Origin of the sequence: Vibrio scophthalmi LMG 19158 (assembly GCF_000222585.1) — a bacterium.
In the GTDB taxonomy this organism is placed as follows: domain Bacteria; phylum Pseudomonadota; class Gammaproteobacteria; order Enterobacterales; family Vibrionaceae; genus Vibrio; species Vibrio scophthalmi.
The window spans coordinates 1-17,015 of the sequence record NZ_AFWE01000073.1; the positions used below are offsets into that span (position 1 = coordinate 1).

Annotated in this window: 13 protein-coding genes; 10 read left to right on the plus strand and 3 right to left on the minus strand. The window is 44.9% G+C overall.

Features of this window, described 5'->3' with window-relative positions:
* Positions 1–178 precede the first annotated feature (178 nt).
* Together srmB and RH88_RS05400 are read right to left on the minus strand one after the other, a co-directional pair.
* Positions 179–1,417: an ATP-dependent RNA helicase SrmB gene (gene srmB / locus RH88_RS05395; RefSeq protein ID WP_005594019.1), complete on the minus strand. Its 1,239-nt coding sequence runs from the start codon at positions 1,415–1,417 to the stop codon at positions 179–181.
* 145 nt (positions 1,418–1,562) lie between these two features.
* A complete protein-coding gene (locus RH88_RS05400) occupies positions 1,563–2,282 on the minus strand; it encodes a tRNA1(Val) (adenine(37)-N6)-methyltransferase (protein WP_005594020.1) in 720 nt (239 codons plus the stop codon).
* Positions 2,283–2,591: 309 nt separating this feature from the next.
* Between RH88_RS05400 and brnQ the strand changes: the two genes are divergently transcribed.
* The 4 genes from brnQ (at position 2,592) to vpsR (ending at position 8,395) form a co-directional block, all read left to right on the plus strand.
* Entirely contained in the window at positions 2,592–3,905 is a 1,314-nt protein-coding gene (gene brnQ / locus RH88_RS05405; protein ID WP_005594022.1) for a branched-chain amino acid transport system II carrier protein, read from the plus strand.
* 161 nt (positions 3,906–4,066) lie between these two features.
* Positions 4,067–5,165 (plus strand): peptide chain release factor 2 gene (gene prfB / locus RH88_RS05410; RefSeq protein ID WP_138944252.1). Its coding sequence is split into 2 segments (ribosomal slippage): positions 4,067–4,141 and positions 4,143–5,165, totalling 1,098 coding nucleotides; the frame shifts between segments, so codons are not numbered across the junction.
* A gap of 34 nt (positions 5,166–5,199) precedes the next feature.
* Positions 5,200–6,735 (plus strand): lysine--tRNA ligase, encoded by a 1,536-nt coding sequence (gene lysS, locus RH88_RS05415; RefSeq protein ID WP_005594026.1) that lies wholly within the window; start codon positions 5,200–5,202, stop codon positions 6,733–6,735.
* 325 nt (positions 6,736–7,060) lie between these two features.
* Entirely contained in the window at positions 7,061–8,395 is a 1,335-nt protein-coding gene (gene vpsR / locus RH88_RS05420; protein ID WP_005594027.1) for a cyclic-di-GMP-binding transcriptional regulator VpsR, read from the plus strand.
* Positions 8,396–8,501: 106 nt separating this feature from the next.
* On the opposite strand, the gene tolC is transcribed toward vpsR, so the two are convergent.
* Positions 8,502–9,818 (minus strand): outer membrane channel protein TolC, encoded by a 1,317-nt coding sequence (gene tolC / locus RH88_RS05425; protein ID WP_005594028.1) that lies wholly within the window; start codon positions 9,816–9,818, stop codon positions 8,502–8,504.
* Positions 9,819–10,048: 230 nt separating this feature from the next.
* Between tolC and nudF the strand changes: the two genes are divergently transcribed.
* The 6 genes from nudF to parC all read left to right on the plus strand — a co-directional run bounded on the left by nudF (position 10,049) and on the right by parC (position 16,986).
* Positions 10,049–10,678: an ADP-ribose diphosphatase gene (gene nudF / locus RH88_RS05430; protein ID WP_005594029.1), complete on the plus strand. Its 630-nt coding sequence runs from the start codon at positions 10,049–10,051 to the stop codon at positions 10,676–10,678.
* Positions 10,666–11,106, plus strand: coding sequence for a DUF1249 family protein (locus RH88_RS05435; protein ID WP_005594031.1), 441 nt, complete (start codon positions 10,666–10,668; stop codon positions 11,104–11,106). The genes nudF and RH88_RS05435 overlap by 13 nt, the downstream gene beginning before the upstream one ends.
* Positions 11,107–11,115: 9 nt before the next feature.
* Positions 11,116–11,937 (plus strand): 3',5'-cyclic-AMP phosphodiesterase, encoded by an 822-nt coding sequence (gene cpdA, locus RH88_RS05440; RefSeq protein ID WP_005594033.1) that lies wholly within the window; start codon positions 11,116–11,118, stop codon positions 11,935–11,937.
* Between the two features lie 38 nt (positions 11,938–11,975).
* Positions 11,976–12,557 (plus strand): esterase YqiA, encoded by a 582-nt coding sequence (gene yqiA, locus RH88_RS05445; protein ID WP_005594035.1) that lies wholly within the window; start codon positions 11,976–11,978, stop codon positions 12,555–12,557.
* Between the two features lie 259 nt (positions 12,558–12,816).
* Positions 12,817–14,697: a DNA topoisomerase IV subunit B gene (gene parE, locus RH88_RS05450; RefSeq protein ID WP_005594037.1), complete on the plus strand. Its 1,881-nt coding sequence runs from the start codon at positions 12,817–12,819 to the stop codon at positions 14,695–14,697.
* 3 nt (positions 14,698–14,700) lie between these two features.
* Positions 14,701–16,986 carry a DNA topoisomerase IV subunit A gene (gene parC, locus RH88_RS05455; RefSeq protein WP_005594038.1) on the plus strand — a complete coding sequence of 762 codons (2,286 nt, stop codon included), beginning with the start codon at positions 14,701–14,703 and terminating at the stop codon, positions 16,984–16,986.
* The last annotated feature ends 29 nt before the right edge of the window (positions 16,987–17,015 follow it).

Consider the following 17,015-nt stretch of genomic DNA (forward strand, 5'->3'; position numbering starts at 1 on the left):
TTCTGTCATTCCTTAGAACGACGAAGGAGAGAGTAAGGAATCTTTTAACGCGAACGGTTAATTTGGTGAGCTTTCTCGCTTGTTCTACGCAGAAACAAAAAAGGCCGATGTTTTCACATCAGCCTCTTTATCATCTCAAAGCGAAGCGCGCTCAATTCTTAAAGCGCAGCGTTCTTAATTACTTCTTTTTCTTGCCTGTTTTCTTTTTGCTTTTGGCTTTTACAGACGTTTTGTTTTTGTCTTCTTTTTTCTTTTTCTTGAAGACCGGTTTTTTGTGCGTAGGACGCATCTCTTTAATGAAGCGCTCTTTGATGTCTTCTTTCACGTAACGAGCAACGCGATCCAGCATTTGTTGGTCGTGTGCTTCTACGATAGAAACTGCGTTGCCTTTTTTACCAGCACGTGCAGTACGGCCGATACGGTGTAGGTAAACGTCAGCGCTGCGTGGCATGTCGTAGTTGATTACATGACTTACGTCAGGTAGGTCGATACCACGAGAAGCAACGTCAGTTGCGAGTAGAACATTCACTTCGCCATCACGGAAACGAGCAATCGCATTGTTTCGACGATCTTGAGGCATTTCACCTTGGATCCAAGAACAAGGGATTTGTGCGCGTTCAAGTTCAGTACGTAGTTCAGCAAGGCGTTCACGGGTTTTTAGGAATACGATTGAACGTTCAGCTTGCTCAGTGATGATTTTTTTCAGCAGCGCCAGTTTGTGCTCTGCGTTATCAGCACGGTGGTACCACTGGGTGATTTTTTTACGTTCACGACGTGAAGGATCAGCTTCGATTTCCGTTGGGTTTTTCAATAGATCGGCAGTAAAGCCTTCCACACCGCGGCCTTCTAATGTTGCAGAGAACAGCAGTGTTTGTTTACGCCAGCGACATTCAGTCGAAAGCTTATCAACGGTTGGGCCAAAGCCCATGTCTAGCATGCGGTCGGCTTCATCTAGGATCAGCCATTCAATCGCACGACAGTCAAAGCGTTCTGCTTTGATGTATTCCATCAAGCGGCCAGGCGTTGCTACAACGATATCTTGTGTTGTCGCTAGAATATCAGCGTGTTCTTGGTATTGAACACCACCAGTAATGGTGAAGATATTTAGCTTGGTATTTTTTGCCAATGCACGCGCTTGATCAGCAATTTGCATTGCCAATTCACGAGTTGGCGTCAAAATCAGCATACGAGCTGGCCCCGGCTTACGGCGAGGGAAGTCGAGTAAGAACTGTAGCGCAGGGATAACAAATGCGGCTGTTTTACCAGTACCAGTTGGCGCTGATGCTAGAATATCTCGCCCTTCTAAAGCTTGAGGAATTGCTTGAGCCTGCACTTGAGTCGGACGTTCAAAGCCCATTTCTTCAATAGCGGTAAGCAGGTTCGGATCTAAATCAAGATCTGCAAAATTTTTGATCACAGTTGTTTCTCCACAAGCCCTTCGGCGAGATTACAAAAATTAGAAGCGGATAGTTCACGCTACCCAACATGGCTAAGTTAACAAGTTAAGCCAAAAAATAGCCGAGTAGTATAGTTGGATTGGTGATTAGGATCACACCTTATTTCTACATCTTTAAATAAAAATCTTTGGTTAGCGCGATAAAAGCCTCTGTATAGCCTAGCTTATCACGAATTATTAGTTGCTGATCTTCGCATTCCCCTGATATTAAGCTTAATTCAATCAATAACCTATTGTCTGGTTTGGTCTCGGTTGCCTGTACGCGACATAGGCGTGTCAGCGAGAACCCCAAACGCTTCGCCAGTTGAATAAAATGTTCACCTTCTACGACGGGTAAAACAAAACTGGCTTTACCGTGATGAGCTAACAGTGAGTAACAGCGCTCGAGTAAATCTTGATGGCTTAAACTGTCAGTATGACGAGCGGTGGCGCGGGGCTGTAACTTTGCTTGTTCGCCGTTATTAAAGTACGGCGGGTTACAGATAATCGCATCAAACTTTTCTGGAAAACTCACTGCGGTAATATCGGCTTGTTCTACCATAATTCGTTCAGTCCAGTCAGAGTTCGCCACATTTAACTGTGCGGTGATCGCGGCAGATTGCTCAATGTCGACGGCGTAAATCTCGGCGTCAAGATTACGCTGTGCGCACATTAACGCTAGCAATCCAGTACCCGTGCCAATATCGAGGATTCGTTGGCTAGAGGTGATTTTAGCCCAAGCGCCCAATAGCACGCCATCAGTGCTGACGGGCATACCACATTCCCCCCCTTCGATAGCAAATTGCTTAAATTGAAATCCCTTGGTTTGTTTGTTTTTTCTGTTCATTAAATGTTCGGCCTAGAGTGTTTAAATAAGTTGATATCACCATTGTGGATCGTATGTATGGTTAATTTATCTTTATTTGGTTAGTTTTGTTAATGAAATTATTGGTTATTAATTCTGGTTGTAATTTAAAAACTAGTGTTATGAACTGCTTTTTTGGCTTTGGGTTGAATTTATATGGTGTTTTTAGCTTTTGGGTTGCGAATAGTTGAGTATTTGGTCATTATTCTGTTCTAAATTATATAGCCGAGAGAGCATTTTTGCTCATCGAAGCAGACACAACATCAATCAAATAAAAGTAAAGGTTCTACTGTGAAGCAGACGTTAAAACTAACAGATATCATTGCGTTAGGCTTTATGCTTTTCGCCTTCTTTTTGGGTGCTGGTAACATCATCTTTCCACCGCTTGCTGGTCAGTTAGCGGGTGATAATGTTATCCCAGCAATGGGCGGTTTCTTATTAACAGCAGTGGGCCTTCCTCTTCTCACTATCGTTGCTATTGCTGTTGCTGGTGGCTCATGGGCAAAATTGACTCAAGATCTACCGGTTAAAGCGGCGACCGTGATGGCGGTGCTGATCTTCATCATCATTGGTCCTGCATTTGCTGCGCCTCGTACTGGCCTTGTGGCATACGAGATGGCAGTAAAACCATTTTTTGCTCATGCTGAGCAAATTCACCTAACCGTATTCTCGATTCTGTTCTTTGTGATTGCGATGTCGTTCTCATGGTCACAAGGCAAATTGATTGACGTGATTGGTAAGATACTCACACCGGTATTGTTTATTGGTCTGATTATACTTGCTGGCGCAGTATTCCTTGATCCACAAGGTGAGATCATTGCTGCACAAGGTGAGTACTTAACGCACCCTCTGCAAAAAGGCTTCCTTGAAGGTTACAACACCATGGATACCTTTGGTTCATTGATGTTTGGTGTCCTGATTGTTGATGCGATCCGTAGTAAAGGTATTACTGAGCAAAAGCCAACTACACATTACCTTATCTTAGCGGGTTTGATTGCCGCGGTAGGTCTAACGTTTGTGTACGTATCATTGTTCTACCTAGGTGCGACCAGTTCTGTTGTTGCGGCAGGCGCTGACAACGGTGGTTTGGTTCTGAGCTTATACGTTCAAGCACTATTTGGTTCATACGGTCAAATCGTTCTGTCTGTGATTGTATTGCTAGCGTGTTTGACTACGGCAATTGGTCTAATCTCAGCATGTTCTGATTACTTTAGCTCTCTAACGTCAATCTCGTACAAGAAGTGGGTTGTGATCAATGGTGCTGCATGTGCATTGGTAGCAAACGTCGGTCTAGCGCAGCTTATTTCACTGTCTGTTCCAGTATTGTTTGCGTTATACCCTGTTGCGATTGCGTTGGTGGTTCTGACGTTTATGCGTAAAAAACTACCAAATTCTCGTTTGGCTTACCGCGTCGTTCTGCTGGTATCACTGCTATTTGCTTTGGTTGATGCAGCGAAAATTGTTGGACTAGATGTTTCAGCATTCAATGTTTTACCACTGTTTGATGTGGGTATGGGTTGGGTATTACCAACACTGGCAGCGATGATTTGTGTTTGCTTTGTTGGCAAAGTAGATCAACCAGTATTGGTTGAAGAAAACGCCTAATCCTCTGAAATAGAATAAGACTGATCCCTCGTGATGCTTAGCGTTGCGGGGGATTTTTTTGTTTAAGCCTCTAGACGAGGCAAATAAAATTTTCCTGTATCTTCGTCACACTTTTCAGTACAATTCCTCGGTTAAATTCTACTCATAAATATTGAGCAAGTATGTTTGAAATCAATCCTATTAAAAACCGTCTCCAGGACGTGTCTCAGCGCACGACAGTCCTGAGGGGGTATCTTTGACTACGATGCTAAACAAGAGCGTCTAGAAGAAGTAAATGCAGAATTAGAGCAGCCAGATGTATGGAACGAACCTGAACGCGCACAAGCGTTGGGTAAAGAACGTGCATCATTAGAAGCGGTTGTGGAAACTATTGATCAACTTGAGCAAGGTGTCGAAGACGTTGAAGGCCTTCTAGAGCTTGCTGTTGAAGAAGAAGATCAAGAGACATTCGATGAAATTGAACCGGAATTAGCTGAGCTTGAAGATAAGCTGGCTAAGCTTGAGTTCCGTCGTATGTTCTCTGGTGACCATGATGCTTCTGATTGCTACATCGATCTACAGTCAGGTTCTGGTGGTACAGAAGCACAAGACTGGACGTCAATGATGCTACGCATGTACTTGCGTTGGGCTGAAGCAAAAGGCTTTAAAACAGAAGTAATCGAAGTCTCAGATGGCGACGTTGCTGGCCTTAAAGGCGCAACTGTTAAAATCTCAGGTGAGTATGCTTACGGTTGGTTACGCACGGAAACGGGTGTTCACCGCCTAGTTCGTAAGTCACCATTCGATTCAAGTGGCCGTCGTCATACTTCTTTTGCCTCTGCGTTTATCTACCCAGAGATTGATGACAACATCACCATCGATATTAATCCATCGGATCTTCGTATCGACGTATACCGTGCCTCTGGTGCGGGTGGTCAGCACGTTAACACCACTGAATCGGCAGTACGTATTACACACGTACCAACCAATACCGTGGTGCAATGTCAGAACGACCGTTCTCAGCATAAGAACAAAGATCAAGCAATGAAGCAGCTACGTGCAAAATTGTTTGAACTTGAGATTCAAAAGCAAAATGCAGAGAAACAAGCCAACGAAGACACCAAATCTGATATCGGTTGGGGCAGCCAGATCCGTTCTTACGTTCTGGATGACTCTCGTATTAAAGATTTACGTACAGGCGTTGAAAACCGCAATACTCAAGCGGTTCTTGACGGCGACCTAGACAAATTTATTGAAGCTAGCCTTAAATCAGGCTTGTAAGCTTTTCACCGACTAACGACAGGATACATCGAAAATGACTGATGTTGTTCAAAACGAATCTGTACAAGAAGCTTCTGCACAAGAAGAGAATAAGCTAATTGCTGAACGCCGCGCGAAACTGGATGCTATCCGTAAGAGCTGCAAAGCAAACGGCCACCCAAATGACTTTCGTCGTGATGCTCTAGCGGGCGACCTACAAGCTGAATTCGGTGAAAAGACTAAGGAAGAGCTAGAAGAGCTTAACCACGTAGTAGCAATCGCGGGTCGTGTTATGGCGAAACGTGGTCCATTCCTACTTCTTCAAGAAACATCGGGCAACATTCAAGCTTACGCAGACAAAGCAGTACAAAAAGTACTGAAAGAGCAATACCACGGTCTTGATATCGGTGACATCATCGGTGTGAAAGGTGCTCTACATAAGTCTGGTAAAGGCGACCTTTACGTAAATATGGAAGAGTTCGAATTGCTGACTAAAGCACTTCGTCCACTGCCAGAGAAATTCCACGGTCTAACAGACCAAGAGATGCGTTACCGTCAACGTTACGTAGACCTAATCGTGAATGAAGATTCACGTAATGCATTTAAAATTCGTTCTAAACTGGTTTCTGCGATTCGTCGCTTTATGGAATCAAAACGCTTCATGGAAGTTGAAACTCCAATGATGCAAGTGATTCCTGGCGGTGCGTCTGCGCGTCCATTTATCACTCACCACAACGCACTGGATCAACAAATGTTCCTACGTATCGCTCCTGAGCTATACCTGAAGCGTCTAGTGGTTGGTGGTTTTGAGCGTGTATTCGAAATCAACCGTAACTTCCGTAACGAAGGCCTATCTCCACGTCATAACCCAGAATTCACCATGATCGAATTCTACATGGCGTACGCAGATTACAAAGATCTTATGGATCTAACTGAAGAGATGCTAAGTACAGTTGCGCTTGAAATTCTAGGTGCAACAGCAATGCCTTACGGTGACCAAATGGTTGAGTTCGGTGGTCAATACGCACGTATGACTATGCTAGATGCGATCAAGCACTACAACCCAGAACACGAGGCAATCCAAGCGCTAACAGAAGAAGGCGTTCAGGATCGTGATTTGATGGTTTCAATCGCGAAATCGCTCGATATCTACGTAGAGAAGTTCTGGACTTGTGGTCAGCTACTAGAAGAAATCTTCGGTGAGACAGCGGAACCGCAACTTATCCAACCGACGTTCATCACTGGCTACCCAGCGGATATTTCTCCACTGGCTCGTCGTAGCGATGATAACGCATTCTTTACTGACCGCTTTGAGTTCTTCATTGGCGGCCGTGAAGTGGCAAACGGCTTCTCTGAGCTAAACGATGCAGAAGACCAAGATGCGCGCTTTAAGTCTCAAGTTGATGCAAAAGATGCGGGTGATGATGAAGCAATGTTCTACGATGCAGACTACATTACGGCACTAGAGCACGGCCTACCGCCAACAGCGGGTCAAGGTATCGGTATCGACCGTCTTGCGATGTTATTCACTAACACGCATACCATTCGCGATGTGATCCTATTCCCAGCGATGCGTCCACAAGCGCAGTAAGCTTTGAAATGACTAGCAAAACCACCTTCGGGTGGTTTTTTTTGCTTATTTTTTGACATAACTAGTTACAGTTCAGTATGCACACGTTACGCAAGCTAAGTCAGCTGCTGTCCTATATTGCTGAAAAAGAGCGTCAAATGAATTAACAGTGCAGTATGTGAATTTTGAATGTGAATCGCACATCTATTTATTCAAGGCATGATTTATGTTCTAGTCTTACATATGAGACAGATTATTAACTCAAGCTCTTATAGTGTACGCACTTGTTGATGTGTTTTTTTTGGCACAAATAATTATAAAATCGAATTAATAAGGAAGAAGCTTAATGGGTAGTCAATTCCGAATGGATTCTGTCCCTGGTTCAATGATTGTAGTTGGTGGTAGCTACGAACCTTGGCTCTCTGTTTTAGAGCAAGTTGGATGGCGTTGTACTCAGTGTGCTGATTTGCGTAAAGCCAATACGCTATTTTCAGAAACGGGTCCTTGTATTGGCATCGTCGATCTGAGTCACGATGAGTTTAGTCTTAATGGCATTGCCAACTTAGTCAGCAATCATAAACAGGTTCGATGGATCGCTTTTATCCGTGAATCTCAGCTCAGTTCCGATACGATTTGTCAGTTTATCGTGAACTTTTGTATCGACTTTTTTACCGCGCCAATTCCTGATGCTCAATTGCTTAGCACGATTGGACACCAACTGGGCATGCTTAAGTTGGAGAAAAAAGTATGGCCTCATTATGGTAATAACAATGACATGGGATTGATTGGCGAATCGATTCCAATGAAGCGTCTACGTGACCAAATCAAACGAATTGGTCCAACCGATGTGAGTATTTTGATTTATGGTGAAAGTGGCACAGGCAAAGAAACCGTTGCTCGTGCAGTCCACCAAACCTCATCACGAGCGCAGAAGGAATTTTTATCGGTCAACTGCCGTGCCATGTCAGAACATCGCATCGAGAGTGATTTGTTTGGTATTCATCGTGATGACATTAACGAGCAATCTCTGCTTGAGAAAGCTGATGGCGGCACGATCCTGCTCAATGATATTTTGACCTTACCTAAGTCTCAGCAGCTTAATTTACTGCGCTTCTTACAAGAAGGGACAGTGGAAACCATCAATGGTCGTAAAGAAGTGGATGTGCGTATCCTGGCCGCAAATTCGGCGGATATCGAGAAAGCCTTAATTGATGGTGACTTCAACGAAGAGCTTTATCACTACATCAATGTTCTGCGCATTAATGTGCCAAGCATTAAAGAGCGAGCAGGTGATATTGCGATTTTGGCACGTCACTTTCTCATGGAGTATTCACGAGAATATAACGCACAAGCACGCAGTTTTACCGAAGAAGCGACACGCTCTCTGACTCGTTATCATTGGCCTGGCAACGTTCGTGAACTGATGAATCAGATCAAGCGCGTGGTCTTAATGTCGGATACGGTGATGCTTGATGAGCAGCACCTTGATTTGCCGAAACGTAGTGATGGCAAACGCAGCTTGAAAAACATTCGCGAGCGCAGCGAAAGAGATGCATTGTTGCTTGTGCTTGAGTCGCACTCAGGGCAAGTGTCGATGGCGGCAAAAGAGCTGGGCGTGTCACGCGCGACCATGTATCGACTGCTGAACAAGCACAATCTGATTTCAGAAAGTACGGTTTAACGCAACGCGTTGTATCGTATCGCGTAGTGCATATAAAAAAGCCTGCTCACTGAGCAGGCTTTTTTGATCTAGAGTTTTTAGTAGAGCGAAAGATTCTTAGTGTGGCTTATTTAGCCGGTTTAAGACCTGCATTCACATCTAGGATATCTTGCTCACTCAGTGTTCCCACCGCTTGACGTAGTTGAAGTACGCTTAGGATGTAGTCGTAACGAGCGTTTGATAGGCTCTTATTCGCGTCATATAGACGGCGAGTTGAATCCAATACGTCAACGATAGTACGAGTACCCACATCGAAACCCGCTTCGGTTGCTTCTAGTGCAGATTCCGCTGAAATTACGGTTTGTTCGTAAGCACGCAATGCACCAATTGAAGCGCTGATATTGTTGTTGAAAGCGCGAACATCTTTAACGACTGTACGATATGTCGCTTCAAGATCTTGGCTAGCCGCAACATAAGCAAATTCTGCTTGTTTGGTTTGCGAAGTGATGTTGCCACCAGTGTATAGAGGAACAACTAGGTTCAAACCAACATTGAAATTGCCTTCATCACCGTCAGAGTTGCGACCAAACTGTGGGTTGAAATCGGTGTTACTGATGTCTTTGTAGTTGTAGCCGCCATCAAGAGTCAGTGATGGTAGGTGACCAGAGCTTGCTAATGAAATGTTCTCTTTAGCGATATCTTGGGTAATACGCGCCGCCAATAGGCTTAAGTTTTTCTGACCAGCTTCTTCAACAAGCGTATTGATTGCTGTTGATGTTTTGCTTGCTGAGAAGCGTTTAGTATCTAGCACTTCAAGGTTTGCATGCTCTTGGCCAGTGATTTCACGTAGACCTTCGTAGCTGTTGACGAGGCTATTTTGTGCTAGCACCTCATCCGCTAATACTGAGTCGTATTGCGCTTGTGCATCGTGCACGTCAGTAATTGCTGATAGACCCACTTCAAAACGTTGTTTAGTTTGCTCTAGTTGGCGTGCAACTGCCGCTTTCTCTGCTTGAACGAACACGAGGTTATCTTGTGCGCGTAATACATCAAAGTAAGCTTGAGAAACACGTAGAATCAAAGCTTGTTGACTCGCTGCGTATGCCGCGTCTGCTTGGCGTGCTGACATTTCAGAAGTATCTAAGCTAATCCAGCTTGAACGTTTGAAAAGCTCTTGTGAGAAGTTTACGCCAGCCGTTAATGCGTCACTATCACTATCACCACGAGTTAGGTCATAACCTGCAGTTAAGTTAATTTGTGGTAGCAAAGTACTGCGGTTTTCTTCAATCGCTTCGAAAGCAGCATCACGTTTTGCTGCAGAGCTTAGTAGCGTAGGATCGTTTTCCTTCGCTTGATTGTAGATGTCTGTCAGCGTATCTGCCCAAGCAGAAGTGCTAAGACTACCGAGTGCTGCACTGATAATAAGTGGAAGCAATTTTTTCATGGGTTCGATCCCTGCCAAATAAAAAGAGGTCAATTGTTCAAGAGTTTAACTCAAATTGACGCTAATTCACTCTAAACTTTGCAATCTTTTACAAATAGTTGTCCATCTGTGCAATAAAAACAGTCTCAACTTAAAAAAATATAGAAGAATTATACAAAAAGTTGAAGTGCGTCGATGGAACAAGCGCTGTTCTCTGAGTAAACTATTAGATTCACTGACAGAGGTGCAAAATGCAACAGGCTGATAACCAATCACCACAGTTTACAAGCGAAGATGTCGAAATAATCTCAAAAGAGACCCTTTATCAAGGCTTTTTCAAAATGGTTAAATACCGATTCAAACATAAATTGTTTGAAGGCGGTTGGAGCCAAGAGATTGATCGTGAGATGTTTGAGCGTGGTCATGCTGCTGCATTGTTACCTTACGACGCGAAAACCGATCAAGTTGTCTTGGTTGAGCAAATTCGTGTTGGTGCGCTTGAGCATGCTCAGCCGTGGCAGTTAGAAATTGTTGCTGGGATCATTGATCCAAACGAAACCGCCCAAGATGTCGTGCGCCGAGAAGCGCAAGAGGAGGCCGGTATCGAGGTGGCAAAAATCGTTAAAGTAACCTCTTATTACCCTTCATCTGGTGGCTGTTCTGAAAAGCTGGATGTGTTTGTCGGTGAAGTGGATGCAAGCACCGCGTATGGCGTTCATGGTTTAGACTATGAAGGTGAAGATATTCGTGTGCATGTGGTAAGTCGTGAGCAAGCTTACCGTTGGGTCGAAGATGGTCGTTTTGAAAATGGCGCATCAATTATTGCCCTGCAATGGTTACAGCTTAATTATCAGCGTTTGAAGAGCGAATGGGACAAGTAGCAAATAAAAGACCGTATCATGTTGATTTAGCAGAGTTGATGCGCGTCTATGAAACCAACTATGCAAAATTGAATGCGCTGTTGCCAACGCAACCGAGCGTCGGTGATGTACGTTGCTACCAAGCGGCGAGTATGTCTTACCAAATACTCGTGGGAGAAGTCACAAAGTACACAACTTTGGTCGATATTTGTCAAAGTGATGACGTTCCAGTGTTTCCATTGCCGAAAATGTCTGTCAGGCTCTACCACGATGCCCGTGTGGCAGAAGTATGTAGTAGTGATTATTTAAATCGAGTCAAAGCTCGATACGATTACCCGAACGATAAAATGGTTCAAAAAGATGAAAAAGCGCAATTGAATCGTTTTTTAGGGGATTGGTTATCGTTTTGTTTAAAGCATGGCATAAGCCGTTCGCCACTGAATATCTAGGTTTTAGTTTTGAAAGTAACGTCAAGCTCATCAGCTAAAGACACGATTAAGCTAGTGCAGATTACCGATACCCATCTGTTTGCCGCAGAGGACGGGAGTTTGCTTAGCGTAAATACGAATGACAGCTTTTCAGCCGTAGTCGAAGCCGTAACTCAACAGGACTTCGACTTTGACGCAATTCTTGCGACTGGTGATATTTCTCAAGATCATTCTGATGTCTCTTACCAGCGCTTTGCTCAAGGCATTGAGCCATTAAAGCAACCGTGCTTTTGGTTGCCGGGCAATCATGATTACAAACCAAGTATGGGCTCGGTATTACCATCAACACAGATTGTACAAGCAGAGCACGCATTGCTGGGTGAACATTGGCAGATGATATTGCTCGACTCACAAGTTGAAGGTGTACCGCATGGCCGCTTGAGTCAGCAGCAACTGGACTTACTGGACGAGCAACTTCGCTTGCATCCTGAACGTCATAGTTTGGTGTTACTGCATCATCATCCAATATTGGTGGGAAGTGCTTGGCTTGACCAGCACACCTTGAAAGACGCTGAGCAATTTTGGCAGGTAGTGGAGAAGCACGATAACGTGCGTGCGATTTTGTGTGGTCATGTTCATCAAGATATGCAAAAAGTTCGCAGTGGTGCAACCGTCATCTCAACACCATCCACTTGTGTGCAATTCAAACCTAATAGCGATGACTTTGCGCTAGATACTTGTTCTCCGGGCTGGCGAGAGCTAACCTTGTACGCCGATGGCCAGTTTGAGACACATGTACAACGTCTTGCTGGTGGTTTGTTCTTACCTAATTTTGATTCAAGCGGTTACTAATTTATCCGCTTGAGCTCATCTTATTTGCGAGTTCTGCGATGAAACCTTCTCTACTGCTTTATATTCACGGCTTCAACAGCTCTCCTTTGTCACATAAGGCCAATGTGATGAAGCAATATTGCATGCAGTACAGACCGGATATCAAAGTAGTTATCCCTCAATTGCCTTGTTTTCCACAACAAGCAGCAGAGCATCTAACCGACCTGATTGAGCGCTATCAGCATGACTATCACATTGGCTTAGTGGGTAGTTCACTCGGTGGTTATATGTCAACTTGGTTGAACGCCAAATTTGGTTTTAAAGCAGTGCTTGTGAACCCTGCGGTAAAGCCTTATGAGTTATTGATGGATTATCTGGGTGAGCAAGAAAATCCATACACACATGAACATTATGTCTTGCAAGAGCATCACATTGACGAGTTGAAAGATCTCGATGTGGCTCAAATAAGTAACCCAAATGACTTTTGGTTATTACAGCAAACAGAAGATGAAGTTTTAGATTATCGCCAAGCGGTGGCGAAGTATGCTTTGGCAAAACAGAGCGTCGAGCAGGGTGGTGATCACAGCTTTGTGGATTTCGAACGTTACCCACAACAAATTCTCGAATTCTTAAACTTGTAGCCCGAAGTTGATGGTTTTCTTCTAAGATTGAATTGCTGATTTTTTTGCCGTTCATTGAGGGAAGAGTCATAAATTTGCTTGTTACTTACGTATCTCACTTGACATAAACTGGTCTCTTCCAGACTATGTTCCCCTTGTACTATTGCAGTTGAAAAACGCTGAGAGATTCAGCGTTTGTGACGTTTTTTGACCAATGTCACCGAGCTGATTAAGCGCTCTGCATGGTAACCATTAAATCTCTATAACGATATTCCGTATTATGACTGAACAATATAATGCTGGAGCCATTGAGGTTCTTAATGGCTTGGAGCCAGTACGTCGCCGACCAGGGATGTATACGGATACAGCGCGTCCAAACCATTTAGGCCAAGAAGTTATCGACAACAGTGTCGATGAAGCGCTCGCCGGACATGCCTCTAAGGTACAAGTTATTCTTCATGCCGACCAATCATTAGAAGTTATTGATGACGGTCGCGGCATGCCTGTAGATATACACCCAGAAGAAAAGATTTCTGGCGTGGAGCTGATTTTCTGTAAGCTGCATGCGGGTGGTAAATTCTCTAATAAAAACTATCAATTCTCCGGTGGTCTACACGGGGTTGGTATCTCGGTTGTTAACGCGTTATCTAAACGTGTTGAAGTGGCGGTGAAACGCGACGGCCAGATTTATGAAATGGCGTTTGAACACGGCAATAAAGTAGAAGAACTGACCGTCACTGGTACATGTGGTCGCCGCAATAAAGGCACCAGTGTTCACTTCTGGCCAGATACGAGCTACTTCGACTCGCCAAACTTCTCTGTGACGCGTTTGGTCAATAACCTGCGTGCTAAAGCGGTATTGTGTCCAGGTCTAGAAATTACTTTCTCTGATAAAGTAAACAATCAAGAGCATCGTTGGTACTACGAAGATGGTCTGACTGATTACTTAGCAGAAGGCGTTAAAGGCTACACCGTACTACCTGAAGTTCCATTTACTGGCGAGTTCTCTGCAGAAACAGAAGCGGCGCATTGGGCGGTAATTTGGCAACCAGAAGGCGGTGAGATGATCACCGAAAGCTACGTTAACCTGATCCCTACCGCTCAAGGTGGTACGCACGTTAATGGTCTGCGCCAAGGTTTGCTGGATGCCATGCGTGAGTTCTGTGAATTCCGCAATCTACTCCCTCGTGGCGTGAAGCTAACCGGTGATGATGTTTTTGACCGTTGTTCATACGTGCTATCGGTCAAAATGCAAGATCCGCAATTCGCAGGTCAAACCAAAGAGCGTCTTTCTTCTCGTCAAACCGCCGCGTTTGTGGCTGGTGTGGTGAAAGATGTCTTTAGCCTATGGTTAAATGAAAAACCACAATTAGCAGAACAGCTAGCCGAAGTGTGTATTGCCAATGCACACCGTCGCATGCGTGCCAGCAAGAAAGTGGTGCGTAAGAAAATCGCATCAGGCCCTGCATTGCCGGGTAAGTTGACTGACTGTTCAGTACAAGATCTTAACCGCACGGAAATTTTCTTTGTGGAAGGGGACTCGGCTGGCGGCTCAGCCAAACAGGCGCGCGATCGTGAATTCCAAGCGGTAATGCCACTGCGCGGTAAAATTCTCAATACATGGGAAGTCGCTGCTGATCAGGTGCTTGCATCACAAGAAGTTCATGACATTTCCGTCGCTCTGGGTATCGACCCTGATAGCGATGATTTGAGCGGGTTACGTTACGGTAAAATCTGTATCCTTGCCGATGCGGACTCGGATGGTCTTCACATTGCAACGCTACTGTGTGCCTTGTTTACGCGCCATTTCCGTACCTTGGTAGAAGCTGGTCATATTTATGTGGCAATGCCGCCTCTATATCGAATCGACTGTGGTAAAGAAGTGTTCTATGCCCTTGATGATGATGAAAAAGAAGGCGTGCTTGAGCGTTTATCGAAGAAAAAAGCCAAAATCAACGTGCAGCGATTTAAAGGTCTGGGTGAGATGAACCCACTTCAGCTGCGTGAAACCACCATGGATCCTAATACCCGTCGTCTGGTTCAGTTAACCATTGACGATTCGGAAGCGACCATGGAAATGATGGATATGTTGCTGGGTAAAAAGCGTGCCGATGATCGTCGTGCATGGTTACAAAGCAATGGCGATTTGGCAGAGGTTTAACGGATGTCTACAGAAATTACCTATGATGGCGTTGAACAATTGCCAATGCGCAAGTTCACTGAAGACGCTTATCTAAACTATTCGATGTACGTAATTATGGACCGTGCGTTGCCATATATTGGTGACGGTTTAAAACCGGTTCAAAGACGTATCATCTATGCGATGTCAGAGCTTGGTCTGTCGGCATCAGCAAAATATAAAAAATCGGCACGTACCGTTGGTGACGTGTTGGGTAAATACCATCCACACGGCGATTTGGCGTGTTATGAAGCGATGGTATTGATGGCTCAGCCATTCTCTTACCGTTACCCATTGGTTGATGGTCAAGGTAACTGGGGTGCGCCGGATGACCCGAAATCATTTGCTGCGATGCGTTATACCGAAGCAAAACTGTCTAAATTTGCCGAAGTACTGCTGGGCGAACTAGGCCAAGGTACTGTCGAATGGCAACCTAACTTTGACGGCACGATGAAAGAGCCGCAAATGTTGCCAGCTCGCCTGCCACATATATTGCTTAATGGTGTCACGGGTATCGCGGTTGGTATGGCGACAGATATCCCACCACATAACGTGCGTGAAGTGGTCGATGCAACAATTCATATGATTGATAATCCAAAAGCGGAATTATCAGATGTGATGCAATTTGTTAAAGGCCCTGACTATCCAACTGAAGCAGAAATTACTTCGCCAAAAGCGGAAATTGAAAAAATTTACCGCACCGGCCGTGGCAGCATTAAAATGCGTGCGGTTTGGCACAAAGAAGGTTCCGATATCGTCATCACCGCATTGCCGCATCAAACGTCAGGTGCGAAATTGCTGGAGCAAATCGCCAACCAAATGCGTGCTAAGAAGCTGCCAATGGTGGATGATTTACGTGACGAATCGGATCATGAAAACCCGACACGTATCGTGATTGTGCCACGTTCAAACCGTATTGATTGCGACCAGTTGATGAACCACCTGTTCGCTTCGACGGATCTTGAGAAGAGCTTCCGCGTTAACTTGAACATGATTGGTCTTGATAATCGTCCTCAAGTTAAAGGTTTAGTAAAGATTCTTGCTGAGTGGATTGAGTTCCGCCGTGATACTGTGACTCGTCGTCTACAATATCGTCTCGATAAAGTGATGGCTCGTCTGCATATCTTAGAAGGTTTGTTAGTTGCGTATCTCAACCTTGATGAAGTGATTGAGATTATCCGTACTGAAGACGACCCTAAAGCCGTATTGATGGCACGTTTTGGCGTATCGGATATCCAGGCGGATGCGATTCTTGATATTAAACTTCGTAACTTAGCGAAGTTAGAAGAGATGAAGATTCGTGGTGAGCAAGACGAGCTAGAAAAAGAACGCGAAAAGTTAGAGCAACTATTAGGTTCAGAGCGTCGCTTAAACACCCTGCTTAAGAAAGAAATTAAAGCTGACGCAGAGAAATATGGCGATGATCGTCGCTCACCATTGGTTGAGCGTGCTGAAGCGAAAGCGATGACTGAGCGTGATCTTGTTCCAAGTGAACCGATTACTGTTGTGTTGTCAGAAAAAGGCTGGATTCGTCATGCGAAAGGGCATGACGTGGATGGTGAAGGGCTAAGCTACAAATCGGGCGACCAATACCTTGCTCATGCTCGTGGTAAGAGTAATCAGCAAGCGGTGTTCTTAGGCAGTGATGGCCGTAGCTACTCGTTAGAGTCGCACTCATTACCGTCCGCTCGTAGCCAAGGTGAGCCGATTACGGGACGCTTAAACGTTGCGCCAGGTACTTCTATTCGCCAAGTGGTGATGGGTGAGGATGATCAGCTATGGCTGATTGGTTCTGATGCTGGTTATGGTTTTGTGTGTAAAGGTGCGGACCTCTTATCGAAAAACCGCAGTGGTAAAGCGCTAGTGAGCTTACCGCAGAACTCACAAGTGATTGTTCCGCAAACCATCAGTGATCTAGAAAATGATGAGATCTTAGCGATTACCAACCAAGGCCGCATGTTGTTGTTCCCGATTAAGGAATTGCCGCAACTTGGTAAGGGTAAGGGTAACAAGATCATCAACATTCCGGCGGCGAAAGCGAAAGAGCGTGAGGAAGTGGTTTCTCATTTGATTTCAATTCCGCAAAACAGCACGGTGACACTGTATGCCGGCAAGCGTAAATTGGGCTTGAAACCATCGGATTTGGAAAACTTCCGTGGTGAAAGAGGCCGTCGTGGTGCGTTATTGCCTCGTGGTTTGCAGCGTGTGACCAGTATTGAAGTCGACGTGGCGAATGATTCGGTGAATGAGACGCTAAGCGATAGCGAATAATCGACAGAAATAAAAAAACCAGCCATTGG